Annotated in this window: 25 protein-coding genes and 1 pseudogene; 10 read left to right on the top strand and 16 right to left on the bottom strand. The window is 64.6% G+C overall.

Annotated elements, in window-relative coordinates; all coding sequences use genetic code 11:
- Nucleotides 1-322: 322 nt before the first annotated feature.
- The 3 genes from NIBR502772_RS12695 (at nt 323) to NIBR502772_RS12705 (ending at nt 4,212) form a co-directional block, all read left to right on the top strand.
- Complete coding sequence (locus NIBR502772_RS12695) at nt 323-2,182, top strand: phosphoenolpyruvate carboxykinase (GTP) (protein ID WP_141140473.1); 1,860 nt, start codon at nt 323-325, stop codon at nt 2,180-2,182.
- 196 nt (nt 2,183-2,378) lie between these two features.
- Nucleotides 2,379-3,599, top strand: a complete 1,221-nt coding sequence (locus tag NIBR502772_RS12700; protein ID WP_141140474.1) for an NADP-dependent isocitrate dehydrogenase — start codon at nt 2,379-2,381, stop codon at nt 3,597-3,599.
- Nucleotides 3,600-3,816: 217 nt separating this feature from the next.
- A complete protein-coding gene (locus NIBR502772_RS12705; RefSeq protein ID WP_141140475.1) occupies nt 3,817-4,212 on the top strand; it encodes a response regulator transcription factor in 396 nt (131 codons plus the stop codon).
- 467 nt (nt 4,213-4,679) lie between these two features.
- Here the strand turns inward: NIBR502772_RS12705 and NIBR502772_RS12710 are convergent, their stop codons facing one another.
- From NIBR502772_RS12710 to NIBR502772_RS12740, 7 genes are all read right to left on the bottom strand, one after another.
- A complete protein-coding gene (locus NIBR502772_RS12710; RefSeq protein WP_141140476.1) occupies nt 4,680-6,035 on the bottom strand; it encodes an MFS transporter in 1,356 nt (451 codons plus the stop codon).
- 118 nt (nt 6,036-6,153) lie between these two features.
- Nucleotides 6,154-7,011, bottom strand: coding sequence for a LuxR C-terminal-related transcriptional regulator (locus NIBR502772_RS12715; RefSeq protein ID WP_141140477.1), 858 nt, complete (start codon nt 7,009-7,011; stop codon nt 6,154-6,156).
- Nucleotides 7,012-7,066: 55 nt separating this feature from the next.
- Nucleotides 7,067-7,750 carry a TetR/AcrR family transcriptional regulator gene (locus NIBR502772_RS12720; protein WP_141140478.1) on the bottom strand — a complete coding sequence of 228 codons (684 nt, stop codon included), beginning with the start codon at nt 7,748-7,750 and terminating at the stop codon, nt 7,067-7,069.
- Nucleotides 7,734-8,933, bottom strand: a complete 1,200-nt coding sequence (locus tag NIBR502772_RS12725; RefSeq protein WP_141140479.1) for an acetyl-CoA C-acyltransferase — start codon at nt 8,931-8,933, stop codon at nt 7,734-7,736. The genes NIBR502772_RS12720 and NIBR502772_RS12725 overlap by 17 nt, the downstream gene beginning before the upstream one ends.
- Nucleotides 8,930-10,564, bottom strand: a complete 1,635-nt coding sequence (locus tag NIBR502772_RS12730) for an AMP-binding protein (protein ID WP_141140480.1) — start codon at nt 10,562-10,564, stop codon at nt 8,930-8,932. The genes NIBR502772_RS12725 and NIBR502772_RS12730 overlap by 4 nt, the downstream gene beginning before the upstream one ends.
- A 9-nt stretch (nt 10,565-10,573) precedes the next feature.
- Nucleotides 10,574-11,755 (bottom strand): acyl-CoA dehydrogenase family protein, encoded by a 1,182-nt coding sequence (locus tag NIBR502772_RS12735; RefSeq protein WP_141140481.1) that lies wholly within the window; start codon nt 11,753-11,755, stop codon nt 10,574-10,576.
- An 86-nt stretch (nt 11,756-11,841) separates the two neighbouring features.
- Nucleotides 11,842-13,110 (bottom strand): 3-hydroxyacyl-CoA dehydrogenase family protein, encoded by a 1,269-nt coding sequence (locus tag NIBR502772_RS12740; RefSeq protein WP_141140482.1) that lies wholly within the window; start codon nt 13,108-13,110, stop codon nt 11,842-11,844.
- Nucleotides 13,111-13,388: 278 nt separating this feature from the next.
- On the opposite strand from NIBR502772_RS12740, the gene NIBR502772_RS12745 reads away from it, so the two are divergent.
- On the top strand, nt 13,389-13,769 hold the full coding sequence (locus NIBR502772_RS12745; protein WP_141140483.1) for a DUF485 domain-containing protein: 381 nt from the start codon (nt 13,389-13,391) through the stop codon (nt 13,767-13,769).
- A gap of 75 nt (nt 13,770-13,844) precedes the next feature.
- Here NIBR502772_RS12745 and NIBR502772_RS12750 read toward each other — a convergent pair whose 3' ends face one another.
- The 3 genes and pseudogenes from NIBR502772_RS12750 to NIBR502772_RS22785 all read right to left on the bottom strand — a co-directional run.
- On the bottom strand, nt 13,845-14,315 hold the full coding sequence (locus NIBR502772_RS12750) for a universal stress protein (RefSeq protein WP_141140484.1): 471 nt from the start codon (nt 14,313-14,315) through the stop codon (nt 13,845-13,847).
- 182 nt (nt 14,316-14,497) lie between these two features.
- Entirely contained in the window at nt 14,498-14,953 is a 456-nt protein-coding gene (locus tag NIBR502772_RS22780) for a DUF5129 domain-containing protein (protein WP_246848504.1), read from the bottom strand.
- A gap of 73 nt (nt 14,954-15,026) precedes the next feature.
- Nucleotides 15,027-15,320, bottom strand: a pseudogene (locus NIBR502772_RS22785) (DUF5129 domain-containing protein); the annotation flags it as partial.
- Nucleotides 15,321-16,013: 693 nt separating this feature from the next.
- On the opposite strand from NIBR502772_RS22785, the gene NIBR502772_RS12760 reads away from it, so the two are divergent.
- Nucleotides 16,014-16,217 (top strand): hypothetical protein, encoded by a 204-nt coding sequence (locus NIBR502772_RS12760; protein WP_104061341.1) that lies wholly within the window; start codon nt 16,014-16,016, stop codon nt 16,215-16,217.
- A gap of 227 nt (nt 16,218-16,444) precedes the next feature.
- On the opposite strand, the gene NIBR502772_RS12765 is transcribed toward NIBR502772_RS12760, so the two are convergent.
- The 5 genes from NIBR502772_RS12765 to bioB form a co-directional block, all read right to left on the bottom strand.
- On the bottom strand, nt 16,445-17,695 hold the full coding sequence (locus tag NIBR502772_RS12765) for a cytochrome P450 (RefSeq protein WP_246848505.1): 1,251 nt from the start codon (nt 17,693-17,695) through the stop codon (nt 16,445-16,447).
- Nucleotides 17,692-18,369 (bottom strand): dethiobiotin synthase, encoded by a 678-nt coding sequence (bioD, locus tag NIBR502772_RS12770; RefSeq protein ID WP_141140485.1) that lies wholly within the window; start codon nt 18,367-18,369, stop codon nt 17,692-17,694. Before bioD ends, NIBR502772_RS12765 begins: the two co-directional genes overlap by 4 nt.
- Nucleotides 18,366-19,553 (bottom strand): 8-amino-7-oxononanoate synthase, encoded by a 1,188-nt coding sequence (locus NIBR502772_RS12775; RefSeq protein WP_141142060.1) that lies wholly within the window; start codon nt 19,551-19,553, stop codon nt 18,366-18,368. Before NIBR502772_RS12775 ends, bioD begins: the two co-directional genes overlap by 4 nt.
- 8 nt (nt 19,554-19,561) lie before the next feature.
- On the bottom strand, nt 19,562-20,938 hold the full coding sequence (locus NIBR502772_RS12780; protein WP_141140486.1) for an adenosylmethionine--8-amino-7-oxononanoate transaminase: 1,377 nt from the start codon (nt 20,936-20,938) through the stop codon (nt 19,562-19,564).
- Nucleotides 20,939-21,182: 244 nt separating this feature from the next.
- A complete protein-coding gene (bioB, locus tag NIBR502772_RS12790; RefSeq protein WP_246848507.1) occupies nt 21,183-22,208 on the bottom strand; it encodes a biotin synthase BioB in 1,026 nt (341 codons plus the stop codon).
- Between the two features lie 311 nt (nt 22,209-22,519).
- Between bioB and NIBR502772_RS12800 the strand changes: the two genes are divergently transcribed.
- The 5 genes from NIBR502772_RS12800 to NIBR502772_RS12820 all read left to right on the top strand — a co-directional run bounded on the left by NIBR502772_RS12800 (nt 22,520) and on the right by NIBR502772_RS12820 (nt 25,687).
- Complete coding sequence (locus tag NIBR502772_RS12800; protein ID WP_141140488.1) at nt 22,520-23,272, top strand: cyclopropane-fatty-acyl-phospholipid synthase family protein; 753 nt, start codon at nt 22,520-22,522, stop codon at nt 23,270-23,272.
- Between the two features lie 168 nt (nt 23,273-23,440).
- Nucleotides 23,441-24,496 carry a DNA polymerase IV gene (locus NIBR502772_RS12805; protein WP_141142062.1) on the top strand — a complete coding sequence of 352 codons (1,056 nt, stop codon included), beginning with the start codon at nt 23,441-23,443 and terminating at the stop codon, nt 24,494-24,496.
- A 188-nt stretch (nt 24,497-24,684) separates the two neighbouring features.
- A complete protein-coding gene (locus NIBR502772_RS23115; RefSeq protein WP_168223542.1) occupies nt 24,685-24,882 on the top strand; it encodes a carboxypeptidase regulatory-like domain-containing protein in 198 nt (65 codons plus the stop codon).
- A gap of 89 nt (nt 24,883-24,971) precedes the next feature.
- Nucleotides 24,972-25,352 carry a YidH family protein gene (locus NIBR502772_RS12815; RefSeq protein WP_141140490.1) on the top strand — a complete coding sequence of 127 codons (381 nt, stop codon included), beginning with the start codon at nt 24,972-24,974 and terminating at the stop codon, nt 25,350-25,352.
- Nucleotides 25,352-25,687 carry a DUF202 domain-containing protein gene (locus NIBR502772_RS12820; RefSeq protein ID WP_141140491.1) on the top strand — a complete coding sequence of 112 codons (336 nt, stop codon included), beginning with the start codon at nt 25,352-25,354 and terminating at the stop codon, nt 25,685-25,687. Before NIBR502772_RS12815 ends, NIBR502772_RS12820 begins: the two co-directional genes overlap by 1 nt.
- 9 nt (nt 25,688-25,696) lie before the next feature.
- On the opposite strand, the gene NIBR502772_RS12825 is transcribed toward NIBR502772_RS12820, so the two are convergent.
- Nucleotides 25,697-26,380 carry a cation:proton antiporter gene (locus NIBR502772_RS12825; protein ID WP_246848508.1) on the bottom strand — a complete coding sequence of 228 codons (684 nt, stop codon included), beginning with the start codon at nt 26,378-26,380 and terminating at the stop codon, nt 25,697-25,699.
- Between the last annotated feature and the right edge of the window lie 159 nt (nt 26,381-26,539).

Genomic DNA, 26,539 nt, shown 5'->3' on the forward strand with positions numbered 1-26,539 from the left:
TGCAATCTCTTTCATCAGGGTACCGACGGGAATTCGGTCCATCGGAACAGTCGCTTTCACTTGGCGATGCGTCACGGGGCGGCATGACGGCGCCCCGGAACGCCGGGTTCAGGAGAACCGGCGTCCCCATATGGACTATTATATAAAATGATGAAACCATCAAATAGTTAAGTGCCTGAATGCATGTGGCCAACCTTCGAAGGATTCGCAGCCGCTCCTGGACTCTCATCTGCCCCTGACTGCGGTGCTCCGATGAACTACTCCATCACCTTCTAGGATCGTCCCCGCCAACGGTACAAAGCGCGGGGGAAGGAAGAGAACCTTGCCAAATTCCACACAGACCACCGTCACGGATACCGCCCCGGCCGCCCTTGCCCGCCTCTCGGACTGGGTCAGCGAAGTTGCCGGCCTGACCCGGCCGGACAGCATCCACTGGGTCAACGGCTCAGATGCCGAATACCGCACGATCACCGACGGGCTCGTTGCGGCCGGAACCCTGGTCCGCCTGGACGAAGACAGGTTTCCCAGCTCGTTTGCCGCCTTCTCCGACCCCAAGGACGTCGCCCGGGTCGAGGAGCAGACCTACATTTGTTCCGAACACGAACGCGACGCGGGCTTCACCAACAACTGGATGGAGCCGGCACGGATGAAGGAGAACCTGCACGGGCTCTTCCGCGGGGCCATGCGGGGGCGCACCATGTACGTGATTCCTTTTGTGATGGGCCACCTGGACGCGGAGGACCCCAAATTCGGGGTGGAGATCACCGACAGCGCCTACGTCGTCGCGTCCATGCGCATCATGGCCCACACCGGTAACGATGTCCTGGCCAAAATGGTCGAACTGGACGCGGATTTTGTCCCAGCACTGCACTCCGTCGGCGCACCGCTGGAGCCAGGTCAACAGGATGTCAGCTGGCCCTCCAATGACGATAAATGGATCGTCCACTTTCCTGAGGAAAAGTCCATCTGGTCCTACGGTTCCGGATACGGGGGCAACGCGCTGCTGGGCAAGAAATGCTACTCGCTGCGCATCGCCTCCGCGATGTCCCGTCAGGAGGGCTGGCTCGCGGAACACATGCTCATCCTCAAACTCACCAGCCCGGCACGGAAGGTCTACTACATCTCCGCCGCCTTCCCCTCGGCCTGCGGTAAAACCAACCTCGCCTTGCTCAACCCCACCGTGGAGGGCTGGACGGTGGAAACCCTCGGGGATGACATCGCCTGGATACGTCCGGGCAAGGACGGGGAACTGCGCGCCACCAACCCGGAGGCGGGCCTCTTCGGCGTCGCACCGGGCACCGGCTGGCACACCAACCCCAACGCGATGGACGCCATCGCCAAGGGCAACACTATCTTCACCAACGTCGCCCTCACCGATGACGGCGGCGTCTGGTGGGAAGGCATGACCCGGGAGACCCCGGAGCACCTGACCGACTGGACCGGACAGGACTGGACCCCCGCCTCCGGCCGGCCCGCAGCGCACCCTAACTCACGGTTCTGCACCCCCATCAGCCAGGTCAGTATCCTGGCCGAGGAATACTACCAACCCGAGGGCGTGCCACTCTCTGCGATCTTCTTCGGCGGCCGACGTAAAACAACCATCCCCCTCGTCACCGAGTCCAGGGACTGGACGGGGGGCGTCTTCATGGGATCAACTCTCTCCTCCGAGACGACAGCGGCAGCAGCCGGTCAGGTCGGGGTAGTCCGCCGCGATCCGATGGCAATGCTCCCCTTCATCGGCTACGACGCCGGGGACTACCTCAAACACTGGCTGGAGATCGGCCGGACGGCCAATCCCGCCAGACTGCCCCGGATCTTCCTGGTCAACTGGTTCCGCCGCGACACCGACGGTAGTTTCCTCTGGCCTGGATTCGGAGACAACTCCCGTGTCCTGAAATGGGCCATTGAACGGCTCGAGGGGACAGCTGCCGCCATTGAAACCCCAATCGGTTTCGTCCCAGCGCTGGATTGCCTCGATATCGAAGGCCTCGACATCACACCCGGACACCTCCGGGCCGCGTCGGCGGTCGATTCGCAGGAATGGGCCCAGGAAATTGACAGCATCGACCAGTGGTATGCCCGGTTCGGCGACTCTTTGCCCCCCGAACTGCCGGTCGAGCTGCAACGCCTAAAAAACCGCTTCGCCGCCCGACGGGGGACGCCGCGCATCAGCTCCCGATAGGTGCCAGACGTGGTGCCCGGTGCCCTCCGCGCACCGGGCACCACTTCCGGCTTCGCCTGCCAGCGTGTACCCGGAAAGAACCAGGTGATCCGGCGTCATCCGCGCCGGCCCGCGACGTCAGACCCACCGCGAGGGCTTCAGATGTCAGAGACCACCATCGGTGTGGGTCAATATGTCCATGAATCAAGGAGACGGTATGAACGAAAAGATCAAGGTTGTTGGCTCCATTGTGGAGCTTGACGGCGACGAGATGACCCGCATCATCTGGCAGTTCATCAAGGACCGCCTCATCCTCCCGCACCTGGACGTGGACCTGAAGTACTTCGACTTGTCCATCCAGAACCGCGACGCCACCGATGACCAGGTCACGATCGACGCCGCAAACGCCATCAAGGAACACAATGTGGGCGTCAAGTGCGCCACTATCACCCCCGACGAGGCCCGGGTCGAGGAATTCGGCCTGAAGAAGATGTGGGCTTCCCCGAACGGAACCATCCGCAACATCCTGGGCGGGGTGGTCTTCCGCGAGCCGATCATCATCTCCAACATCCCCCGTCTGGTCCCGGGCTGGAACAAGCCGATCATCATTGGCCGCCATGCCTTCGGCGACCAGTACATGGCCACTAACTTCAAGGTCCCGGGTCCGGGCACGCTGACCATGACCTTCACACCCTCCGGCGGCGGCGAAGAGATCAAGCAGACGGTGGTCGTATACCCCGACGGCGGTGGCGTGGCCATGGGCATGTATAACTTCAACGACTCCATCCGCGACTTCGCCCGTGCCTCCTTCGCTTACGGGCTGCAGCGGAACTACCCGGTGTACCTCTCCACCAAGAACACGATCCTGAAGGCCTACGACGGCCAGTTCAAGGACGTGTTCCAGGAAGTGTTCGACGCCGAGTTCAAGGATCAGTTCGTAGCAGCCGGCATCAGCTACGAACACCGCCTGATCGATGACATGGTGGCATCGGCGATGAAGTGGGACGGCGGCTACGTCTGGGCCTGCAAGAACTACGACGGCGACGTCCAATCGGATACCATCGCCCAGGGCTACGGCTCGCTCGGTCTCATGACCTCCGTGCTGATGACCCCGGACGGCAAGACCGTAGAGGCCGAAGCCGCGCACGGCACCGTCACCCGCCACTACCGTCAGCACCAGCAAGGCAAGCCGACCTCGACCAACCCGATCGCCTCGATCTTCGCCTGGACCCGGGGCATCATAAACCGCGGCAAACTGGACGGCACCCCCGCCGTCATAGACTTTGCCGTCACCCTCGAAGACGTCGTCATTAAGACGGTCGAATCCGGCAAGATGACTAAGGACCTCGCGCTTCTGGTGGGCCCGCACCAGAAATGGCTTACCACCGAGGACTTCCTCGCAGCTCTAGACGACAACCTCAAAAAACGCCTGGGCTAGCCCCGGAGGAGTTTGCCCGTTCGGTGCTGCTGCTCCGTATCCGCCGGCTGCACGAAATAAGCTCCACAGGTCAAACCCGGCGCTAAACTGGGCCTACATCACCGGCGCAACAGCATTGAATCATTCCGAAGTTGTCTGTGAGTGTGGGCTTAGGCGGGCCTAGGACGTGCAGCGGCGGCTTCGGTCCTACACTTCGCAGACAGCACCGGGAGATGCCATGAAATCACGAGGAGTTGTCCTGGTCATCGAAGATGACCAGGACATTCGAAGTTTGATCTGCGTCATTCTGACCCAGATGGGGTTCGACGTCCATGCTGTCGCTTCGGGAGCAGAGGGCCTAGCCGCTGCCAGGACCCTGCACCCGGTGCTGGTGACGCTGGATCTCGGGCTGCCTGACATCGATGGCCACGAGGTGGCACACCGGATCCGGGACCTGTCAGAAGCCCCGATGCTCTTCATCACGGCCCGCGCCGAGCCCGACGACGAGATGGCCGGCATGGCCTCTGGCGCAGCCGCCTACCTGGCCAAACCGTTCCTGCCGAAACAGCTCAGAGAACTAGTCGACCTGCTCTGCCCGGCGGAAGGGACTGCCCCGGTTTTGTTGACTCCTTGACTGAGCGAGCTTGTGCTCGTGGAAGGATATTGGCCCCTCGGCGTACTCTTCGACGGCTTTGCAAAAAGGAGGCAGTGCCTGTTCGTAAAGCGCAAGGTCAGGGCTGCACGCACTGCGCACAGTCAACACCCAGCTGACTGAGCTGTATTGTGCACAATGCGCACACCCTGGGCGTCGGATCGGGTCGGACTGGCTTGGATTGGGGATGTTTCCTTGACTTCCCAGTGTTTGCAAGGGCTGGAGCCCGGTTCGAGTCCCACCTCGGGCACGTTTCCCTCTGAGACCGGCTGCGGAGCGTGTCTGGCGCCGCACGCGACTATGAAAACTGGGTGGGCCCTTTGCCCGTCAGAACACGGCAGCAACGGCTCGATCCGGGACCACTGATCATCACTCCAAACAGAAGTTCGCGACACCCCTTAGGCATTCAAGCCAGCACCCCACCGACTTGAAAAGGGCGCCCGCTGCGGTCACTTTGCGGCGGTGGTTCCGGAAGTTGCGAGGTCGATGCCACGGGTTTCCGCGAGGCCGAACGTGGCGAAGAGGCTCACCAGGCTCACGCCGGCCAGAAGCAGCCCGATGGCGGGACTTCCCAGGCTGGCGCCGAGCGATGCCGCCACCAGCGGTGTGATGCCGCCGCCGACGAGCGCTCCGAGGTTGTAGGCCATTCCGGCACCCGTGTAGCGGTAGCGGGTGGCGAAGAGCTCCGGCAGGAAGGCGCCCACCGGACCGTAGATGCCGGCGACGATCAGCAGCGTGCCGGACAGCCCGACTGCAAACGACCAGGTGGTGCCGATGTCGAGGATCGGGAAGAGCAGGAGCGACCAGGGGATCGCCACGACGCACGAGCCAACGATCACGGCTCGGCGGCCGATCCGGTCGGAGAGCATAGCGCTGCCAATAGTTCCTGCTGCGAAGAACATCGCGCCGACGATTCCCAGCGAGAGGATGGTGGGCCGGCTGTGGCCAAGGCCCTCGGCACTTGTGCCATAGCTGCTGAGAAAAGCTGTGCCGATGTAGAAGAAGGCGAAGAGCATCATGGTGGAGGCGCCGCCCAAGAGGATCTGGCGTGGCTGGTTTCGCACCGACTCCCACACGGGCAGCTTGCGGGGGCCGGCCGGGACGGCGCTCGAGTTGCTGGCCTCCTTGAAGACCGGAGTCTCTTCGATCTTGAGGCGGATGTAGAGACCGATCATAACGAGCACTGCACTTCCGATGAAAGGAATGCGCCAGCCGTACGTGAGGAATGCCTCTGACTTGTCGCCGAGTGACAGATTGATGATGAGGAAGGTTGCACTCGCGAGGGCGAAGCCAATCGACGGGCCCAGTTGGGGGAAGGCTGCGAAGAGGCCCCGGTGTTTGGGCGGGGCGTACTCGGCGGCCATCAGTGCCGCGCCGGCCCATTCGCCGCCGACAGCGAATCCCTGAAGAAAGCGGAGAACAACGAGGATGATCGGCGCGGCGATCCCGATTACGCTGGCGTCGGGCAGCAGCCCGATGGTGACGGTCGCGATGCCCATGATGAGCAGTGTGCTGACGAGCGTTTTCTTGCGCCCCAGCCTGTCACCGAAGTGGCCGAACAGGACGGCACCAAGGGGGCGCGAGACGAAGGCCACGGCAAAGGTTCCGAATGAGGCGAGGGTGCCGGCGGCCGGGCCGAGCGCCGGGAAGAAGACCTGGGGGAAGACGAGGGCCGCAGCCGTACCGTAGATGAGGAAGTCGTAGAACTCGATGATGCTGCCCATCGAGCTGGCGACGGCGACCCTGGCCATCGAGGTGGGGCGCGGACCGGACCGGTTCGCAACCGGTGCGAGGCTTTCGAGCATGCGATATCTCCTTTGACATCGGTCGTCGAAACGAGGTTTGTTTCGACGCGAAGATGTCATCGTGCCAGCGCCGTGCGTTCGCCACCACCTCCCGATGGAGGTGTTTTCGCGCCACCGGTCAGGGCAAAAGGCGGAGACGGCGTGCGGCCACTACGGCCTCCGCACGGCTGTGCCCGTCCAGTTTCGCCATGATCGTCTGCATGTAGCTCTTCACGGTGACTGCCTTGAGTGAGAGCCGTTTGCCGGTTTCGGCATAGGAACAGCCGAGCGCCACTTGGGCGAGCACATCCGTCTCCCGTCGGGTGAGGTGCGGGACGCCGGCCGGCGCCGCGTCGGAGCCCTCGAGCCGTGCGGTCACGGCGAGGATGCGCTGGGCGAGCTCGGGATCAGTCGTGGTGCTGGCCACCGAGAGGAGCTCGGCATGCGCGAGCCGGACGGTCTCGATGAGGTTCCGGTCCGGTGGCTCCGCGGCCAGGCTTTGGACGACCCGGAGAATCGCGACCCGGTGGTCCACCTCGTCCCGAATGGCCAGTTCCCGCGAGATCCTCGAGGCGCCGGCGCTGAGTTCCGTCACCACGCACTCGCCGATCGATGTGCGCTCCCGCGTTGCCGCGTAGAGGACACACCGGGCACGGCCGTCCACGAGGATGGGGAGCGCCACCATGGTCCGCAGCCCCTCGATGCGTACGGCGTCGTCGTGATGATGAGTAATGCTGTCGGAGTCGAAGTAATCGGCCACCCCGACCGTGCGCGCCTGGGAGAGGGCCCGCCCGCCCACGCCCTCGCCGGGCTGCACGCTGAGGTTCTTCAGACCGTGCGTCGTCGTGCCGAGGAACTCGGTGATGGTGAGCTCGGTGCGATTGACGAGGCCAGCGAAGAACACGGCCGAGCCAGTCCGGGCTGCGGTTTCCCGGATCGCCCGCTTCAGCAGGTCGCGGTCGCTCGGACGGTAGACGTCGTTGTCATGCCCTGTCATAGGGCCCTTCTCCGGTTAGATGGAGCAGTTGGACTGAGCAGCTGGGTGGAGCAGGCTAGACGGAGCGGCCGTCGAGCTTGTCCTGGATGCGACGCGCCAGCTCAGCAGTGGGTATCGAGCGGGGAAAAACGGCCACAACCAGGTCGTCCCCCGCCGGGACGGATGCGGGGTCGCCCTGCGGCAGTACCCCGAACATACGGCGCACCGCCAGCAGTTCGTGTTCCAGGTTCTGGAGGGAACCGCGGGCGGAGTCCAGCATCATTTCGCGCAGCACATAGTTATGGGTTGAGGTGACAGCCGCGGCGAACCGGATTGCATCAAGAGTTGATATGCCCGGCAGTGTCTGGCGAAGGTAGTCCGAGAAAAGCCGTTCATAGCGGGACACCATGATCGTTTCCCGGTCCCGCAGCGCGGGCACCGCCTGCACCACGTGGTAGCGCTTTTGGGACAGCTTCCGGCGTTCGGAAAATTTCACGAAGACCAGCTCTGCAGCCTGGCACACAGCCTCCCACGGATCGGGATGGCTGGCTGCCAGGTAGACCGTCAGCTCGGCGAGCAGGGCTTCGTGGTCCGCAAAGATCACGTCTTCCTTGGCGCGGAACTGACGGAAGAAGGTGCTGCGGGAGATTCCGGCAGCGAGGGCAATATCGTCCACGCTGGTCGGGTCGTAGCCATTGTCGGTGAACAGATCCAGCGCGGCCTCGGCCACGCCGGAACGGAAATTAGCCACTGATGCCATCCCGGTAGAGTAGCAGCGCGTCACCCTGTCCGCCGCCGCCACAAAGCGCGACGGCGGATTTGCCGCTCCCGCGCCGCATCAGCTCATGGACGGCCGAGACCACCAGCCGGGCTCCGGAGGCGCCGATCGGATGTCCGATCGCGATGGCTCCGCCGTTGACGTTCACCTTGTCCAAACCGACGCCCAGGGCTGCTGCGGAGTGGGCCACCACCGAGGCGAAGGCCTCGTTGATCTCCACAAAGTCAAGATCCCCGGCCGTCCAGCCGGCGCGGGCCAGGGCCGCGGTGATTGCCTGTGCCGGCTTGTCCGGCAGTGTTGTGTCGGGCCCGGCGATCTGCCCGGCGGGCCCGACGACGGCCAGCACCTCGAGCCCGTGGGCATCGGCGTACGCGCGGGTCACCAGCACGACGGCGGCGGCGCCGTCGCTCAGCGGTGAAGCATTTCCGGCCGTGACTGTTCCCTCCGCGGTGAAGGCCGGCTTCAGCGCGGCCAGCACCTCCTGCGTGGATTGCGGGCGGACGCCCTCGTCATCGCTTACCAGTACGGGCGCGCCGCGCTTCTGTGGCACCGAAATGGGGGCAATCTCGGCGCTGAACATTCCCCCTGCCCGGGCCGCGGCCGCCCGCTGGTGGGACAGCGCCGCGATGTTGTCCTGCGCCTCGCGGGAGAGTTGAAGGTCCGAGTTGGCGCGGTCCGTGGCAATGCCCATGAGCTCGTGGTCAAAGGCGTCCGTGAGCCCATCATGGCCGGCCGAGTCCACGGCCGTAATGCCGCCGTAGAGGTAGCCGGCGCGCGAGCCGGTGAGCACGTGCGGCGCCTGGCTCATGGACTCCTGGCCGCCGGCGACCACCACATCCGCCTCGCCCAGTTTGAGCAACCGGACGCCCTGGATGATGGCACTCAGCCCGGAGAGGCAGACCTTGTTCACCGTGACGGCGGGGGCGCTGAGCGGTATTCCTGCCGCGACGGCGCTTTGCCGCGCGGGGTTCTGGCCCGCGCCGGCCGTCAGGACCTGACCCACAATGACCGCGTCGACGGACGCCGGTCCGATCCCGGAGCGCTCCAGGGCCGCGGCGATGGCCGCGGCGCCCAGCTGCACAGCGCTTTGTGAAGCCAGCTGGCCCATCAGCTTTCCTTGAGGGGTGCGGGCCGCGCCCACAACAACTATGTCCTGGCTACTCATTTGGTGGGTTCCTTGCTGGGGGCGGGGGCACTGAGGTCCAGGGCACGTAGGCGCGACTTCAGGACTTTGCCGGTGGAGTTGTGGGGGAGCTCTTCGGGGAAAAGGATCCTGTCCGGAACCTTGAATCCTGAGAGCAGGCCCTTGACGTGCGAGCGGATCTCCTCGGCCGTGACCGAGCTGGAGCTGCTGCGGATGACAAAGGCCACCGGGCGTTCGCCCCATTTCTCGTGCGCGACGCCGATCACGGCCACGTTCAGCACTGCCGGGTGGCTCATTATGGCTTGCTCCACCTCAATTGTGGAGATGTTTTCTCCGCCGGAGATGATGATGTCCTTGGCCCGGTCCTTGAGCTGGATGTAGCCGTCGGGATGCATCACGCCGAGGTCGCCGGTATGGAACCAGCCGCCGCGGAAGGCGTCGGCCGTGGCCTCGGGATCCTTGAAGTAACCGAGCATCACGTTGTTGCCCCGAAGCACGATTTCGCCCAGCGTTGCGCCGTCGGCCGGGACATCGAGCATGTCCAGGTCCACGATGCGCGCCGTCTCGGCCTGCAGCATCCCCACCCCCTGGCGGGAGATCTTGACGGCCCTGTCCTGGGCGGAAAGATCATCCCACTCTGTTTGATGCTCACAGATCGTGTACGGGCCGTACACCTCGGTCAACCCATAAACGTGGACCACGCTGATCCCGATTGACTCCAGGGACGTGATGATCGCGGGCGACGGCGGTGCGCCCGCCGTCGTGATGCGCAGCGGCACCTTCAGCTCGTGGGCCTGGGGTGCGCCGGCAATGATGCTGCAAACCGTGGGGGCGCCACAGAGGTTGGTGACTCCGAGAGTGTCGATGGCGTCCCAGACGGCGTCGGCGCGCACTGCTCGCAGGCAGATGTGGACGCCTGCGGCCGCCGTCACGGCCCAAGTGGTGCACCAACCGTTGCAGTGGAACATCGGAAGGGTCCAGAGGTAGCGCGTGTCGCCGGTGAAGTGATTGTGGAAGGTTTCCCCGAGCGAGTTCAGGTAGGCACCGCGATGCGAATACAGCACGCCCTTGGGCTTGCCCGTGGTGCCGGAGGTGTAGTTGAGCGTGATCGGGGCGCGTTCGTCCTCTACGCTCCACGGAAGATCTGCGTCCTGGTGTCCGGACGCGGCGAGGAAGTCTGCGTACTGCGTAGTGCCGATGCCTGCCGGGACCTCCGGATACGGGATGGTGCTGTCAGGCACTTCGATCACCTCAGCCAGTTGTGTCAGGCCCAGGTCCATTCCCGCCACGGTGGCCAGCAGTTCCGAATCGGCAAACAGCAGCCTGGCTTCGGAATGCTCCAGGATGTATTGGAGTTCCCGGGCGGACATCCGCGAGTTCAGGGCCACCAGGACGCCGCCGGCCAGGGGGACGGCGTAATGGGCAATCAGCAGTTCCGGCACATTAGGACACAGGAAGGCCACCCGGTCACCGGGCTGGATCCTGCTCTTGATCGCTTTGGCCAGCCCCTGGGCTTCGGCAGCGAAGTCCAGGTAAGTATAGGAGCGGTCACCGTGGATGATCGCCGTCTTCTGTCCGAACACCTCGGCGGAGCGCTGCAGGAACCGCAGGGGGCTCAGTGGGGTTTCATTGGGAAGCTCAATTGTGGTCATGGCGAATCCTTAGGCGAAGGCGCTTTGTCCGGTGACATCGCGGCCGATCAATAGGGTCTGAATGCTCTGCGTGCCTTCGTAGGTATGGATGGATTCGATGTCGAGAAGGTGCCGGATCACGTGGTTTTCCAGCAGGATGCCGTTGCCGCCCAACATGTCGCGGGCAATGGACGCCAGCTCGCGGGCCTTGCGGGTGTTGTGGTACTTCGCCATCGAGGCCTGGGTGGGGCGCATCTCGCCGGCCGCATCAAGCCCCGCGAGGTGGAAACAGTGCAGCTGCATGCTGGTCAGCTCCGAGAGCATGTACGCCAGTCGCTCCTGGACAAGTTGGAACTTTGCCAGCGGCTTGCCGAACTGTGTCCGCTGCGTGGCATAGTTCAACGCGGCTTCGTAGACGGCGGTGGCGTGGCCGAGAGCGGACCAGGCCACCCCCAAACGCGTGGCAACAAGGATTTCGGACGTGTCCTTGAAAGTGCGGGCACCGGGGAGAAGATTGGCCTTTGGAATGCGGACGTTGTTGAGCTTGATCCGGGCCTGGTGGATTGCGCGCAGCGAAGCCTTTCCGGTGATGGTTTCGGCCTCGTAACCCTCCCGGTCCTGTTCCACCAGGAAACCGCGGACATCGCCGTCGTCATCGCGTGCCCAGACCACCGTGACATCGCCTACGGAGCCGTTGCCGATCCACTTCTTCTCGCCATTGAGGACGTAGACCTCCCCGTCGAGCGAGGCGGTGGTTTCCAGTGCCACGGAATCGGAGCCGTGGTCCGGTTCCGTCAGGGCGAAGGCACCGAGCTTTTCGCCGCGGGCCAGCGGACCGAGCCAGGTCCGGCGCTGGGTGTCGGAGCCAAAAAGGGCAATCGACCGCAGTACCAGGCCGCCCTGCACTGCGATGACAGTGCCCAGGGAACCGTCCCCGCGGGAGACCTCCATGTTGACCAGGCCGGCTGCCAGCGCGGACATGGACTCCAGGCCCTGTACGTCAATGCCATCGGCCAGGAGGTTCATGGTGCCCATCCGCTTCGCCAGGTGGGCGGGGAACTCGGCCCGTTCCCAGTAGTCGTTCATCTGCGGCAGGGCCTCCGCGGTGAAATCCCGGGCACGCCTCCACGCTTCGCGGTCGGGTGCAGAAATATTGGCGAATACGGAGTAGTAGTCCGTGTCCAGCGGTTCAGCGACGTCATAGTCGGGCATGGGCTTACATCCTTTTTTGGGGAGGAATTGAGAAATGGCGCGGAGGTGGCGGCGCTTGTTTGAGGCGGGCCGCGCGGCCCGGGCTATCAGGCGAAGCCGGACCCGGGGTGGAAATCCCTACCCCACACACGCCGGGAGGCGCCGCTTTGGTCTAGCAGCGGGGTGAGGCCCCCCAGACGCTGGGGGAAGTTGGCGCCCAGCAGCATGCACAAATCCACTTCCGCCGGACCGGCCACCACCTTTTCGGCGAGCATCAGGCCCACCTCCTCGGCCAGGGCTTCAAATATCCGTGCCCTGATGGCCTCCGCGTCCCGTGCCGGCACTGAACCTCCGGCATCGGCAGACGGCAGCAGGGCGGCCGCCTCGGGAAGCGCCGTGCCGGACTTAGCCAGGTAGCCGCGCAGCCGGGCATCCGCAATGGCTGCCAGGCTGCTGCTGACATAAAACCGGTCAGGGTAGGCAGCGTGCATGGTCTCGCAGATGTGCAGCTGAACGGCGGGTCCGATGAAACCCAGCAGCGTCAGCGGGGTCATAGGTAGCCCGAGCGGGTCCAGGGCATGGTCCGCCAGTTCGATATCCGTCCCGTCATCAATGACCTGCAGCAATTCGCAGAACAGCCGGGTCAGGATCCGGTTCACCACAAAGCCCGGCGTATCCGTAACCAGGACCGCAGTCTTGCCCAGAAGCCGGGCAAGCGAACAAGCGGTGGCGACGCTGACGTCGTCGTTGTTTTCAGTGCTGATGATTTCCACGAGCGGCAGCACAGCCACCGGATTGAAGAAATGCAGTCCCACCAGGCGTTCCGGATGGGCGAGGCCGTGGCCCATCGCCGCGACGGATAGGGACGACGTATTCGTCAGGAGCAGCGCATCAGTGCGCAGCAGTGGCTCGATCTCCGCGAAGACGGCGCGTTTGACGGCCAACTCCTCGAACACCGCCTCGATGACCACATCGCAGTCCCGGTACTCGCGCTTATCCACGGTGACGCGGACAAGACTGCCCAGGTCGCGGGCCGCCGTTTCGCTGAGTTGCCCCCGGCTCACCAGTTTCTCCAAGTGCCCGGCGATCCAGCCAAGCGCGCCATCCACCTTTGCCTGGGAAAGATCCGTGATCAGGACCGGAACGCCGAGCTGTTTGGCAAAAACAAGGGCAAGCTGGCTCGCCATGAGCCCGGCCCCGATTACGCCAACGCTTCGGACGGGGCGCGGATCGGCGCTGGGTGCGCCCGCCGGCCGCTGCCGTTGAGTGTCCAGTAGGGCCGCGGCATACGCCTGCGCCGATTTTCCGGGCGACTTGCCGGCGTCGACGGCAGCGCCCGTGAGTGAGGCAGTTTCTACGACATTGTCAGGAACCATGTCACCGTTCTACAGTGAGACTGAGTGTCAAGTCAACTGATACTCAGTTTCAAAGGCGGTGATTATGGCTTTGGAACGGCTGGGTTGGCGCGATGATCTCCGAGATAGTTCCCTTTTCTGTGCGCCTCAATTCGGCTGATGTCGCAGTAGGGGCGAGACTAAATCGGGGCTATGCGAGACAATGGGAACGGCGCCGCCACGCGCAACAGTGAGAGCGGTCACATTGGCCGGACGTCTGTTCAGCCGGTGTGGACTGTAAGTCTCAATGAGGAGGAACGATGGGTAACGAAGCCGAAACTCCGGAAGCAGCGGCGTCCGTGGACTTCGAACAGGTCCAGTCGACAGAGCGGTTCCAGGAACTGCGCAAACGTCACCGTAGCTTTGTCTTTCCCATGGCCATTGCATTCCTGCTCTGGTATTTCGCCTACGTCCTGCTGGCTGACTACGCCGTCGAGTTTATGTCCACCAAAGTGTGGGGCAACATCAACGTCGGCCTGATCCTGGGCCTGCTGCAGTTCGTCTCCACGTTCGCCATCACCGGCTGGTATGTCAGCTACTCCAACCGGAAACTGGACCCCATTGCCGCCGAAATCCGCCACGAAATCGAAGGCCACGAGTTCGACCAATCCGGTAACCGAGTGGATGGAGCGGCGCAGTGAGAGGGACCCGGTTCGCGTGTGAGAAGCCGTGTCTTACGGCTTGAGAGGCGGAATCCCGGCTTTTCCGGGAGGCTGTCATTTCGCCTTGGAGCCCCTCCATAGATGATGGGAGCGGTGGCTGCTTTCGGCATGCAGCACCAAGACGGGGCAGTCCGCGTGGGCAACACACGCAGAGCTCACGGAGCCGAGGTGCATGCCAAGGAAACCCCCGTGGCCCCGGCGTCCAACCACCAGCAATGAAGCGTCGGCCGCCGCTTCGACGAGCTTCGCCGCAGCCGGTCCGCGGACCAGTTGCGAGGTCAGTCTTTCCGGAGTCTCCTCACCGAACGCCTTTTCCAAGGCGTCCGCAAGAGTCTTCGCCGCAGCCGCTTCAAACCGGGCGAAATCGGGCGGAACATATCCGGCGTAGATCTCTGGAAAATCCCAACAGGCAATAGCGACAACGGTGGCGTTCAGGGCCGGCGCCAACTGCGCCCCGAGACGGAGCGCCTGAATGGACGATTCCGAACCGTCCACACCGACAAGAACCTTTGCTTCCGCATCCATGATCATTCTCCCTCGAAGGTGAATCCCCTGGTTGTTCCTAGTTTGCAGCTCGCATTAGCGGTAGCCGTGTGCCGAGCATATGCGCACTCGCAGGCGAACGGAACTGCCTACGGATGTTTCCCGGGTCTGTCCGGGAATCTGAGCTTTGGTAAAACCCTCGATCACGGTTTCTGCGTGGTTAATCAGGAGAACTGAAAGATGGCTCCGGCCGTCGCGCAACCGGTCCAAGGCAGTCTCCGGTGTGATCGTGCCGTCCGCGAGTTCTGCGGCCAGCGCTCGAGCTCGGGCAGGCTCGCGTCACGGAAGGATCTGAGGGCCGCGGCGGTGGCGGAGTCACCTTGCCCGTGACGGTTGCTGAGCAGTTGCTCCACGCCCGCCAGATCGCTGCGGAAGGGCGCCAGCTGCCGGTCCCAAGCTGTGGGCCAGGCAGTGAGCTTGTTGAGCAACGCGTTGCTGTCGGCAATGACGTCGTCCAGGGCGTCCAGTTCCGCCGCCGCATCTGCGTACTCCCGCACCAGCTTGAGGTTCGACCGGCGGCCCAACGCCTTCGGTGTCAGGGCATGGACCCGGTTCGAGCCCGGTGGTGGCGCTGTACCGGTTGAGGAAATTGCGGTGCTTCTCCAGAACACTGCTGCCATAGGAAGAGGACTCGGCGCCGGTCATCCACGCAGCGACCTGGAATGCCGTGGACCGGTACCAGGGCAGGTTGATCAGTTCGGCACCGCGCCGGACTCCTGCGATGGTCCCGTCCGTCCATTGGGCGTCCCGCAGGAGGTCCTTTGCGGCATTTTGGATGTCATCCCGTTGTTCCAGCGAGACCTTGCGGTCCTCGCCCATATAGGTGCCCACGTGCCGGCCGACCGGATCGAGCGCAAAGATGAAGAGCCCGTCGGCCCACTTCTGCCCGTCGGGACTGATCCAGTCCGGGTGTTCCGCGCGGGCGAACCTGAGAACCTCCTCGTTCAGGTTGTCCGCGGTGCTCCCGTTGTAGGTATACACAGCCACCTTGGTGGGCTCTGGAACTCGATCGCAGTGATGGCCGGGACGAGGGTGTTGCGGTCAAGAACTCCTGCCCGGTCGTCAACAACGACGACGTTGATCGGCGCGAGCCCGAGGGCTGCAGCGCAGCCGACAAGCAGCAGCGCAAACACTAAGAGCACAAGGAACTGGCCGCTTCCGTGAGGTAGGAATTGGCTGTAGCCGTGTATCGCCGTCGATGACCGCGGTGCTGTAACGCTGGACCACTCCCTGGGGTGTCGACCCGTCCAGTGCCTCTGGCTGGCCGCGTGTAAAAACGACTGCCAGCGCCACGATCACCAACAGCCCAATTGCGGAAAGGATTGCGATGAGAATCCGGTCGGGTTTTCTCGCCGCAGCGTTCATGCCGTCACTATGGCGCACCAGCAGCCCTTTGTATGTGTCTTCCGGCCCTGAGCGGGCATTCTCACAGAATTTCGACCTGCTGTGCGGGGCAGTGCGACCCAGCCGCAGTAGGAGGAAGCCAGGTTCAGCCATCCCCGGCGGCAAAGTAGGCGGCTTGGAGAATGCTGAAGGGCACGAACACCAGCTGGGTGAAATCCAGATCAGGATCGACGGATGAGCAGAATGAATTTGGCGATTCCTGTGCCTCGACTGTTCCTATGGGTCCTGCGAATACGTCTCAGGAGTAGGGTTGCCCTAGTCGACGAAGGGGTCAACATGAGCTACAAATATCGGACCGTCCGCGTTCGCGGTACCGGGCTGGTTGGAACAATCGCCCGGAAGCATGGAAGCGGACCTGACATCTACGAAACGTCCAAAGACCCGAACACGTCAGTGGTTCCGGTGTTCTTCGAGGCAACTGGCGAGGTCCGTTTTTTCGACAGGTCGATGCTTGAGGACGTCGTGGCGCCTGTCAGTTAACAGCGAAAGGACAGCAACGGTCCCGGGCCCTCTCCCTGGACAACGTCGGGTGGCCGCCAACCGCATACCCTAATAACCGACGGAAGTCACCTCCGGCTGTTCCACCGGCCCGACGCTCACACCACACTCCTGGACTCTACGGACTCGAGGGACGCATTCCGCCGGGTAACCTGCATCACCTGTCGCGTCAACAGTGCCGTCTAGAAGCAGCACGGGGCAGGAATATCTTACGAATAACGCGCAGAGTTACCTGGATTGTTCGCCACACTGACGGTCCGGGGTGCCTGGAAGGACAGGAGCTGGATCCAATCGGGCTGGTGGTCCTGCAGGTGTACGTCCGGCAGTGCAGTGGCGGTCTCCTGGACAACTATGGCGGCCTCCAGTTCGGCGAGCTTGGCGCCGAGGCAGCGGTGGATGCCTGATCCAAACACCAGGCCCGGGGACGCAGAGGACCCCGGCAGATCCGCCTGCGGAGCCGTCCCTGGAGCCGAGGACTGGAGTTCATGCCTGGCCGGTGAGGTGATGTGGTTGCCGCTCAGTTCGAGGAGGATTTCGGTGCCGGCAGGGATCAGAACTTCGCCGAGGTTAGTGTTGTGGGCTGCCACCCGGCGCCACGTGGGGACGGATGATTCCATGGCCAGCACGTGTCTGACCATGGCCCTGGAACCGGCGTCGGATGCCGCGTCCTTCCAGCCCGCGGGCGCGGACCCTTCCAGGAGCCGGAACAGCGTGGTGCTGATCAGTTGGGTGGTTGTTTCCTGTCCGGCGATCAGCAGGAAGTAGCCCAGCGAGCAGATTTCAGTCGTAGACAGGCCGTGGTCGGCCAGGGATTTGAACAGGTTCTGTCCGGGGGCCGCCCTGGATTCCGCAACGAGCTGCCGAAGCCAGACGTAGAAATCTGCGGCGCTGTGGGCCAGTTCGAGTTGGCGGTTCACGTCGGGCCAGCCCCAGAACAGCTCCATGGAGTCCAGGCCCCACCGCTTGAGGTCAGCAAGGTCCCGGACGGGCAGTCCGAGGAGTTCGAGCATGACGACTGCTGGGGGAAAAGCCGCGACCGCCTGAACGAGTTCCACGTGGCCGGAAGAGTCGAGTTGGTCCGCGGCGTTCCGTGCCGCTTCCCGGGCCAGTTCCCGGATCCGTGGTTCCATGGCGGCGACTGTGGCGGGGGTGAAATAGCCCGCCACGACCTTGCGGATCCCGGCGTGCGTGCCCGTGTCGTTGCTCGCCAGCACAGGCGGCAACGCAAAGCCCACGCGCTGCAGCACCCGCAGGGCCGGTCCTTCCAGGGGCGTGACCGCGACCAGCGCATTGCCGGGGCTGAAGTCGGCAGGACGGTGCAGCACCTCACGGACCGCGTCCGGGTCCCGCACCACGAGGTACGGGCAGCTGGCGCCGCCGGCCTGTCCTGGGCTCTCAGTCTGTCCCGGACCGGGCACCAGCGGCTCAACGGGGCGGGCGGTCATCATCGCCGGGTTCATGCGGGCAGGCCGTTCAGCCAGGCAGCTGCACCGGCGCGGAAATCCGCCGGGGACAGATCCGCCGCCTGCTCGGGAAGGGCGCCGAGCAAGGGCACCCCCAGCGATCCGAGCACGTGCCGGTTGCTGTGGTGCACAACGTCCGGGTTGCGTGGCCAGCTGCCGAGCACGACGCCGATGACCTGCAGGTCCCGCGCGTCCAGCGCTTCGAGGGTCAGGGCGGTGTGGTTCAGGGTACCGAGCCCCGGCCGGGCGACGAGGACAAATGCGGCCGCGAGGAGTGATCCAAGCTCCGCCAGGGTGCCGCCGTCGGAATCCAGCTCCACCAGCAGGCCGCCCGCGCCCTCAACCAGGACGTGGTCGTGGGACGCTGCGAGCTCGTGGACCTTCTTGGCGTGCGCAGCCAGCGTTGGGAGCGGCGTTCCGTCGACGGCGGCAGCGGCGACGGGCGCCAGCGGCTCCTGCAGGACAACTCCGGTTTCTGCTGTCACGGCGCCGGCGAGCCGGACAATCTCGGCAGCGTCGGAATCGCCGTCGGCTGCGCCTGACTGGCACGGTTTGTACACGGCGACGCTGCGCCCCGTTCCGTGGAGGACGGCGGCGAGGGCCGCCGTCGTCATTGTTTTGCCGACACCGGTGTCCGTACCAGTGACCAGGATGATGCCGGGCAGGTTCATAGAAGTTCCTCCAAAATGCCACGCAGCACTGCGCAGCTGTCGTCGATGTCCGCGCGGGTAAGGGTGGCACGGGCGGTGAGCCGCAGCCGTGAAATCCCGTCCGGAACGGACGGCGGGCGGAAGCAGCCGATCCGGACACCGGCGGTGCGAGCGGCCTCGGCAGCTGCCAGGGCTGATGCGGCGGACGGCATGGTGATGGACTGGACGGCCCCCGCCGTTTGCTCGACGGCGGGCCGGTCGGCCGCTGTCTGTTCGGCGGCGGCGCCGCGGGCTGTAAGGGCAGGGCCAAGCCCGGCGGCCAGGGCTGCAGCGTTGCTTCGGACGGATCCGGCCCGCCACGGCTCGTCCCGGATGATCCGCACCGCGGCGAGGGCTGCGGCGGCGGAGGCCGGCGCCAGCCCGGTGTCGAAGATGAAGCTCCGGGCCCGGTTGACGAGGTGTTCCCGCAGCAGGGCAGATCCCAGGACAGCTCCGCCTTGGCTGCCCAGGGCCTTGGACAGCGTCGCGGTCACGACCACATTCGGATGCCCGGCAAGGAAGGTTCCGGCCACCGCGCCGCGGCCCTGGAAGGTGCCGGTGCCGGTGACCCCGAGGCTGTGGGCCTCGTCGATGAGCAGCACGGCGTCGTGGTCCTCGGCCAGGGCCAGCAGGGCGGCGAGCGGGGCTTCGTCGCCAAGAACGCTGTAGAGGGATTCGACGGCGATCAGTGCGCGCGGTTCCGGCCGGCCGGCAAGCAGCCGGCCGACCTCCTCCACGCTGTTGTGGGTGAACGATTCGGTGCGGGAGCGGCTGAGCCTGAATCCGTCGATCATCGAGGCGTGGCAGTGTTCGTCCGCGACGATCAGGGTCCCGGGGCCCCCGAGCGCCGTGATCACGCCGATGTTGGCCAGATAGCCGGAGGAGAACACCAGCGCCGTCTCCATCCCGGCCAGCATGGCCAGTTCCTGCTCGAGGTCCAGATGCAGCCGCGTGGTTCCGGCCACCAGACGCGAGGACGTGGCGCCCGCACCCCACACCGAAGCGGCGGCCGCAGCGGCCCCGGCAACCCGAGGGTCCGCCGCGAGGCCCAGGTAGTCGTTGCTGGCCAGGTCGATGAACCGTTCGTCCGCGGCTCGGGGGAGCAGGCGGCGGACCAGGCCCCGGCGCTCCCGGACCGCGGTCTGCCGCTCGAGCCACTGTGTCATCGAGTTACTCATGCCTCGCCTCGGGACCGTGCGGGGACGCGCTCATGTACGACGCGCCCGTGCACTTCGGCGACGGCCGCCGTCATGCCTGCGGTGATCTGCTCAATGTCCGCTGCGGTGCTGACGTACGGGGGCATCGTGTAGACGAGGTTCCGGAACGGCCGGACCCAGACCCCGTGCCGGATGGCCGCGGTGGTGACCGCGGTGACGTCGACGGCGTTGTGCAGCTCAATGACTCCGACGGCGCCGATGGTCCGGACGTCCTGCACGGCCTCAAGTTCCAGGGCGGGGGCGAGCCCTGATTCGAGGCCGGTGCCGATCCGTGCGACGTCGGGCCGCCAGCCGCCGTCGCCGATGATGCCGAGGCTGGCGTTGGCAACCGCACATGCCAGCGGGTTGCCCATAAACGTGGGGCCGTGCAGCAGCGCACCGGCCCGGCCGCGGGACACAGCCGACGCAATCTCCGCCGTGCAGAGCATGGCGGCGAGAGTCAGGTACCCGCCGGTCAGGGCCTTGCCCACGCACATGATGTCCGGTACGACGCCGGCATGATCGGCCGCGAACAGCTCCCCGGTGCGCCCGAAGCCGGTGGCGATCTCATCGAGGATGAGCAGCAGCCCATGCCGGTCCGCCACGTGCCGCAGTACTGTCAGGCATTCGGCCGGGTAGGTGTGCATCCCGCCGGCACCCTGCAGGACCGGTTCGACGATGACCGCGGCCAGCTCCCCGGAATGCGCAGCCGCGATGCCCCCGAGTTCGGACGCCCACGCACGCAAGGTTTCCGGGGTCGCGGAGGCGGCCGCCGGGGGACGCGGCGCAAACACGTTGCCCGCCAGCAGGCCCGGGAACGCGGAGTGCATCCCGTCCACAGGATCACAGACCCCCATCGCCGCGAAAGTGTCGCCGTGGTACCCGCCGCGGAGGCTCAGGAACCGCTGCCTCCGCGGGTGCCCGGACGCGGTCTGGAACTGCACCGCCAGCTTCAGCGCAACCTCCACGGCCACCGAACCCGAATCCGCAAGGAACACCCGCTCCAAACCCGGCCTCCCTGGCACGGAAGGGGCCATGTCCACCAGCCGCTCGGCCAGTTCCACCGCCGGGGCGTGCGTGAGTCCGCCGAACATCACATGGCTGAAGCTCTCCAGCTGCCTCCGCGCAGCGGCGTCCAGCACCGGGTTGCGGTAGCCGTGGATCACCGACCACCACGAGGACATCGCATCAACCACCTCATGGCGGGTGCCGTCCTCGGCCCTAAGCCGCAGCCGCACGCCGTCGGCCGCCTCGACCTCCCACAGCGGAAGGTCCGGGGACGCCGGCGCGTAAGGGTGCCACAACCGTGCGCGGTCCCGCTGGATCAGGCCCGGCTGCGCCGAAGCTGTCGTCATGGTGCGAGCACGCCGTGGCGGGAGCATTCCGCGGTCCAGCCCAGCGGAGTCACCTGGACTTTCATGCGGCGCCGGCAGGCGGCGCAGTACCGCGGCGGCTCCATCGCGAGATGCTCGCCGCAATGGTGGTGAACGCCCGACGCCGGGCTGGCGCCGCCGTCGGACGGTTCACCGCAGTGCCCGCAGAACTCAGCGGTGCTTGAGCTCGCGGGAACAGCGATGGTTAAGCTCGTCGAAACCCCGTTCATAGTGTCTTCTGGAGTTCCTTGATGGGCATGTTCAGCTCGACGAGCAGGTTCAGGTCGGCGTCTGCCGGGCGGCCCAGGGTGGTCAAGTAGTTGCCGATGATGACGGCGTTGATGCCGCCCATGAGGCCTGCCTTGGTTCCGAGGTCGCCGAGGGTCAGCTCCCGTCCGCCGGCGTAGCGCAGCACGGTCCGGGGCATCGCCAGCCGGAACGCGGCGATCGCGCGGAGGGCGTCCTTGCCGTCCATGATGCCCTGGTTTTCCAGCGGGGTTCCAGGACGGGGGTTGAGGAAGTTCAACGGGACTTCGTGGGGTTCGAGGGCCGCGAGCTGGGCGGCGAGTTCGGCGCGCTGTTCAAGACTTTCGCCCATGCCGATCAAGGCGCCGCAGCACAGCTCCATGCCGGCGTCTTTAACCATGTTGCAGGTGTCGAGGCGCTCCTCGTAGCTGTGGGTGGTGACGACTTCGGGGAAGTAGCTGCGAGCGGTTTCGAGGTTGTGGTTGTAGCGGTGCACGCCCCAGCTGGCGAGCTGGTCCACCTGGCGCTGGGTGAGCATGCCCAGGGAGCAGGCGATGTTGATGTCCACGGCTTCGTTGATCCGGTCGATCGCGAACTTGATCTGGTTCATGAGCTTGATGTCGGGGCCGCGGACGGCGGCGACGATGCAGAACTCGGTGGCTCCCGTTGCGGCGGTTTCCTTCGCGGCTTTGACGAGTTCGGGGATGTCGAGCCAGACGCCGCGGACGGGGGTGTCGAACAGGCCGGACTGGCTGCAGAAGTGGCAGTCCTCGGGGCAGCCGCCGGTCTTGATGGAGATGATGCCTTCGACTTCGACGTCCTCGCCGCAGTGCTTGAGCCGCACCTCGTGGGCGAGCTGCAGGGCTGCGGGCAGATCCTGGTCCGGCAGCCTGAGGATTTCCACCAGTTGGCTTTCGGAGAGGCCGATGCCCTGCTCCAGAACCTGCTTCCGGGCGGTCTCGAGGATGGGGCCGGGGTTGGCCTGGAGCTCTGGCTGCATCGTCATCGATAGTCCTTTGGGGGTGCATAGCTGCGGATAATGCCTCGGAAGAAACGCTAGTTCCCAGTTACAAGCGAGATTTTGTTGGGTTTCGACAAAGTGGTGAGGCTGAAGTTAGAAGGACCAATACCCAAGAGAGGGGACGCTGGACGGAATGTCTTGACTACTTGCAGCCGGGCAATGTGGTGATGGTGGCAGATCGGTCCGGGCTGGGCCGTAGCAGGACGTGCACTCTGATTAGTCGCGATAGGGAAATTGGAGCCGGGTAGTGCGCGAGAGCGATTGATGTTTACCAGTCGGATGTTAGGTTGAGCGTCATGACTGATCCCAACACGCCACCTGCCCGTGGCGGAGCGTCCGTTCTCAGAACCAATTCGCCGATCGGACGGCAGTCCTTCGACCGCTTGATCAACGATCTCGCAACTAATCGACCACGAACGGTCTTGGATCATGGGTGCGGATGGGGTGGAATGCTCATGGACATTCTTGAGGCGATGCCGAATACCAGCGGCACGGGCATTGACATTAATGAGTCCTACATTGATCAGGCACGCATGGCAGCTGAGCAACGGGGGCTTGCTGACCGGGCCCTATTCCAGGCGGAATCGTCTGCCGACTGCGCGGAGAGCGCTGACCTCGTGCTCAACGTAGGTTCGTACCAAGCTTTTGGGACGATCAGCGAAGCCCTGTCCCGTCTTCGCAGCTCGACCACCCCTTTCGGACGTCTGGTTTTTGGTGCCGAGATCTGGTCTGTTGTCCCAACGGATAATCAGTTGGCTCACATGTGGCCAGGGACAACAGTGGATGATGCTTTACTCCTTCCCGACCTTGTCGACAAGGTCATCAGCGCTGGGTGGCGCGTTCTGGATCTGCGGACCTCAACCAGTCAAGAATGGGAAGAATTCGAGTGCGGCCATCTCCGAAATCGGGAGCAGTGGCTTGTGACTCACCCCGAGCACGAGGCGGCGTCAGAAATTCGGGACGAGTTAGATAAGGCAAGAATGATGTGGTTGCGAGGCCACCGGGACGTCATGGGCTTCGTCACCTTCGTTCTTGCCAAGGACGGGTGATCAGACGCCGAAAGACCCCTGTAATGCCGAGGTCAATCTTTGTTGTCGACGATTCCCTGGTTTAGCTGACTGCTTGTTTGGCGATGGCATCAGAGGCCACGCCCGGTGGTGGCCCATGCTTGGCAGGGATGTTTAGGGCAGACTGGTGGCGTGAGCGGAATCCGGTGGGTGCTGCATGTCGATCTCGACCAGTTCATCGCGGCGGTCGAAGTGCTCCGGCGGCCGGAGCTTGCGGGGAAGCCGATCATTGTCGGCGGTCGGGGGGACCCCACTGAACGAGCGGTGGTGTCGACCGCATCCTACGAGGCCAGGGCGTTCGGTGTGGGTTCCGGAATGCCCTTACGCATTGCGGCCCGAAAAGTGCCCGACGCTGTGATCCTGCCCGTCGATCAGGAGGCTTACCTCGCGGCGTCTGAAACGGTGATGGCCACCCTGCGAGCGCAGCCCGGCGCCACCGTGCAGGTGCTGGGTTGGGATGAAGCCTTTATGGGCACTGAGACAGAGAATCCGGAAGCCTACGCCCGGCAGGTGCAGGCCGCTGTCCTGGAGCGAACGCGGCTGCATTGCAGCGTGGGCATCGGTGACACGTTGGTCCGAGCCAAGGTCGCCACCGGTTTCGGCAAGCCGGCCGGCGTCTTCCGTCTCACTGCCGGGAACTGGCTCGACGTTATGGGCAGTCGGCCCACCAAGGACCTGTGGGGTGTCGGAACCAAGGTGTCGGGCCGGCTGGCCAAGCTCGGCATCAATACAGTGGCCGAGCTCGCCGCGTCCGACCCCCAGAACCTGGTTCCGGAGTTTGGCCCCAGGATGGGTCCTTGGTACGCGGAGCTCGGACGCGGGGACGGCGCCAGTGTTGTGGACGATACTCCGTGGGTTGCCCGCGGGCACAGCCGGGAGACCACCTTCCAGCGGGACCTGACCGAGCCCGCCCAGGTGTACGACGCCGTGAGGGAGCTGACAGCGCGCGTCCTTGAGGATGTTGTGGCTGAAGGACGCCCCGTGGTTGGGCTGACTCTGAAGGTTCGGTACGCGCCGTTCGAGACCAAGAACCACGGGCGGAAGATTCCCGATACATTCGACCGGGAGGAAATCCTCGCGAGGGCTTTGGACCTCGCAGCAGGAATCGAAGCGGGCCGTCCGATCCGACTCCTCGGCCTGCGGGCCGAAATGGCCATGCCGGACGATGCCCGAAAGGGACATACGCCTACGCGAGGCGGTTGGTGAGTGAGGTGAAGTGTTCCGTCTGGGTTTTGTTGGCCGCCGTCCTGTGGTTGTGCGGGTGCACCAGTCCAAGCGGTCCGGTCACGGGGCATTCCGGGGAAGTTGCCGGGGTGGTCCTGACCGCCCCCGTCTGTCCCGTCGAACGTGTTGGTCAGGAGTGTCCACCGCGCCCAGTATCAGGGGCCGCGGTTGTGGCCTTGGACGGGGACGCCGTCCGGGGCTCAACACAAACCGATAGCACCGGTGCCTTCCATCTGACGCTGCCTGACGGTCGTTATGTGATCAGGGCGACCAACGCCGGCGGTTACGCTTCGACGGCTACCGAGCTTGTGGTCATCTCGGACAGGCCCGTTCACATCACGCTGGTTGTGGACAGCGGGATTCGATAGGCCTGATCCGGCAGGGCCGGCAGCTGTCGGCACCGAAGCAAGCTATTCCGGCGGCATACGATGGGGAAACCCGCACCGTAAGGAGAACGATGACCGAGCCGGATCAAGGACGCGGCTGGTTGGCCCGCAGAGTGCTGCCCGGCGGCGAAGAGCCGGACCCGCGGTTCACTCTGGCCAACGAGCGGACCTTCCTGGCTTGGGTCCGCACGGCCCTGGCCTTCCTCGCCGGCGGGCTGGCGCTGGAAGCCTTCGCGATTGAGGCCTTCCCCGAACCCTTGCGCAAAGCACTGGCAATGTTCCTGGTGGCTACCGGGATGCTGATCAGTGCCGGCGCCGCAGTGCGGTGGGTCTCCATCGAGTCGAGCATGCGGCACGGAAAACCACTTCCCCTGCCGATTATTGTTCCCCTCCTCGGCCTGGGCGGCGCAGTCACTGCAGCCGTCGTGATCATCCTGATCGCGCTGAACTGATGCCAGGAGCTCCGGCTGCTCCCACGCACCAAGACCCCGGGCTCCAACCCGAGCGCACGGTGCTTTCCTGGGGCCGGACCAGCACGGCTCTTTTTGCCGCCGCGCTGGTTTTCCTGCGCTGGCTGCCTCATTACGGTTTCTGGATTCTGATTCTCATCGGGGTGGCGGGCACTATCGCGGTCAGCATTTACGCCACACAGCGCGGCCGCTATTCCGCGCGCGTGAGGGGCATCGCGGCGGAACGGGTTCACTCAGATGTGGCTGCCGTCTTCTGGACCAGCGGCTCCGTTGTGCTGATGGGGATCCTGGGCCTGATCATCCTGCTCAGGGGTTAGCGTCCAGAGTCAGGATCCTCGTCCCGGGGACTCAGCCGACAACTCTGGTGGGATCCGCGCCGTGGCGGCTGCCGCCGTCGTTCGCCATTTCCACCGACGCCGGCGGCGAATGCACCCAGCAGCATATCGAGTCCCAGGACCATGCTGAGCACAACGAGCACAGTGAGGATGAAGATGACGGACCGGACGGCGAACTGGCCGCTGGTGTGGAGGGTCCTGGTGACCTGGGAACCGTGCGCGCGACGCGAGATAGATCGCCAGGCCGGTCAGGAGGACAAACCCGAGAAGTACCGCTGTTGCCGGGCCCAGCTGCCGGCCGCTAAAGAACAGCGAGATCGCAACGAGGGGACCGAACTCCCCAACCGCACCGAGTGCGGTGACCGCGATACCGATCGGGGATTTCGATTCTCCGGCGTCGCGAAGGATCGGCAGCAGCGACCCAGGGCTGTGGAGCATAAGGCTACTCCGATGATCACGGCAGCCTCCGGTGTGGGGGCCAGGAGTAGGCCAGCGCCAATGCCTGCCGCCAGAATTGACCCAGCCAGCAGACGCACGGTTGGCGGGCCGGCCGCGGATGAGGGCGAAATCTATCTCGTTACCGGCAACGAAGAAGAGCATGGCCAGCCCGAAATCGGCGAGCGTATCCGTGAACTGGACGGGTTGGATCCACCCCAACAGGCTGGGGCCGAGCATGATTCCGAGGACAATTTCAAGGCGATCAGAACCATTGACGTCGACAAGCCATCCATCGGCGGTACCTCCGGTAGCTCGGCTGCTTCGAAGGAAAAGTACTCCAAAGCTGCCGCCACTGTTGGGGATGGCGCCATAACAGCCACATCCCACTGGGACACG

This window comes from Pseudarthrobacter sp. NIBRBAC000502772 (assembly GCF_006517235.1).
In the GTDB taxonomy this organism is placed as follows: domain Bacteria; phylum Actinomycetota; class Actinomycetes; order Actinomycetales; family Micrococcaceae; genus Arthrobacter.

Coding starts and splice junctions, on each gene's coding strand:
- NIBR502772_RS12820 (WP_141140491.1), top strand. CDS start 25,352: ATGCCAGGAGCTCCGGCTGCTCCCACGCACCAAGACCCCGGGCTCCAA.
- bioD (WP_141140485.1), bottom strand. CDS start 18,369: ATGAACCTGCCCGGCATCATCCTGGTCACTGGTACGGACACCGGTGTC.
- NIBR502772_RS12745 (WP_141140483.1), top strand. CDS start 13,389: ATGGGTAACGAAGCCGAAACTCCGGAAGCAGCGGCGTCCGTGGACTTC.
- NIBR502772_RS12780 (WP_141140486.1), bottom strand. CDS start 20,938: ATGACGACAGCTTCGGCGCAGCCGGGCCTGATCCAGCGGGACCGCGCA.
- NIBR502772_RS12815 (WP_141140490.1), top strand. CDS start 24,972: ATGACCGAGCCGGATCAAGGACGCGGCTGGTTGGCCCGCAGAGTGCTG.
- NIBR502772_RS12760 (WP_104061341.1), top strand. CDS start 16,014: ATGAGCTACAAATATCGGACCGTCCGCGTTCGCGGTACCGGGCTGGTT.
- NIBR502772_RS12765 (WP_246848505.1), bottom strand. CDS start 17,695: ATGAACCCGGCGATGATGACCGCCCGCCCCGTTGAGCCGCTGGTGCCC.
- NIBR502772_RS12700 (WP_141140474.1), top strand. CDS start 2,379: ATGAACGAAAAGATCAAGGTTGTTGGCTCCATTGTGGAGCTTGACGGC.
- NIBR502772_RS12735 (WP_141140481.1), bottom strand. CDS start 11,755: ATGCCCGACTATGACGTCGCTGAACCGCTGGACACGGACTACTACTCC.
- NIBR502772_RS12800 (WP_141140488.1), top strand. CDS start 22,520: ATGACTGATCCCAACACGCCACCTGCCCGTGGCGGAGCGTCCGTTCTC.
- NIBR502772_RS12715 (WP_141140477.1), bottom strand. CDS start 7,011: ATGACAGGGCATGACAACGACGTCTACCGTCCGAGCGACCGCGACCTG.
- NIBR502772_RS12705 (WP_141140475.1), top strand. CDS start 3,817: ATGAAATCACGAGGAGTTGTCCTGGTCATCGAAGATGACCAGGACATT.
- NIBR502772_RS12710 (WP_141140476.1), bottom strand. CDS start 6,035: ATGCTCGAAAGCCTCGCACCGGTTGCGAACCGGTCCGGTCCGCGCCCC.
- NIBR502772_RS12825 (WP_246848508.1), bottom strand. CDS start 26,380: ATGCTCGGCCCCAGCCTGTTGGGGTGGATCCAACCCGTCCAGTTCACG.
- NIBR502772_RS12725 (WP_141140479.1), bottom strand. CDS start 8,933: ATGAGTAGCCAGGACATAGTTGTTGTGGGCGCGGCCCGCACCCCTCAA.
- NIBR502772_RS12730 (WP_141140480.1), bottom strand. CDS start 10,564: ATGACCACAATTGAGCTTCCCAATGAAACCCCACTGAGCCCCCTGCGG.
- NIBR502772_RS12720 (WP_141140478.1), bottom strand. CDS start 7,750: ATGGCATCAGTGGCTAATTTCCGTTCCGGCGTGGCCGAGGCCGCGCTG.
- NIBR502772_RS12750 (WP_141140484.1), bottom strand. CDS start 14,315: ATGGATGCGGAAGCAAAGGTTCTTGTCGGTGTGGACGGTTCGGAATCG.
- bioB (WP_246848507.1), bottom strand. CDS start 22,208: ATGACGATGCAGCCAGAGCTCCAGGCCAACCCCGGCCCCATCCTCGAG.
- NIBR502772_RS22780 (WP_246848504.1), bottom strand. CDS start 14,953: ATGGCAGCAGTGTTCTGGAGAAGCACCGCAATTTCCTCAACCGGTACA.
- NIBR502772_RS12740 (WP_141140482.1), bottom strand. CDS start 13,110: ATGGTTCCTGACAATGTCGTAGAAACTGCCTCACTCACGGGCGCTGCC.
- NIBR502772_RS12775 (WP_141142060.1), bottom strand. CDS start 19,553: ATGACACAGTGGCTCGAGCGGCAGACCGCGGTCCGGGAGCGCCGGGGC.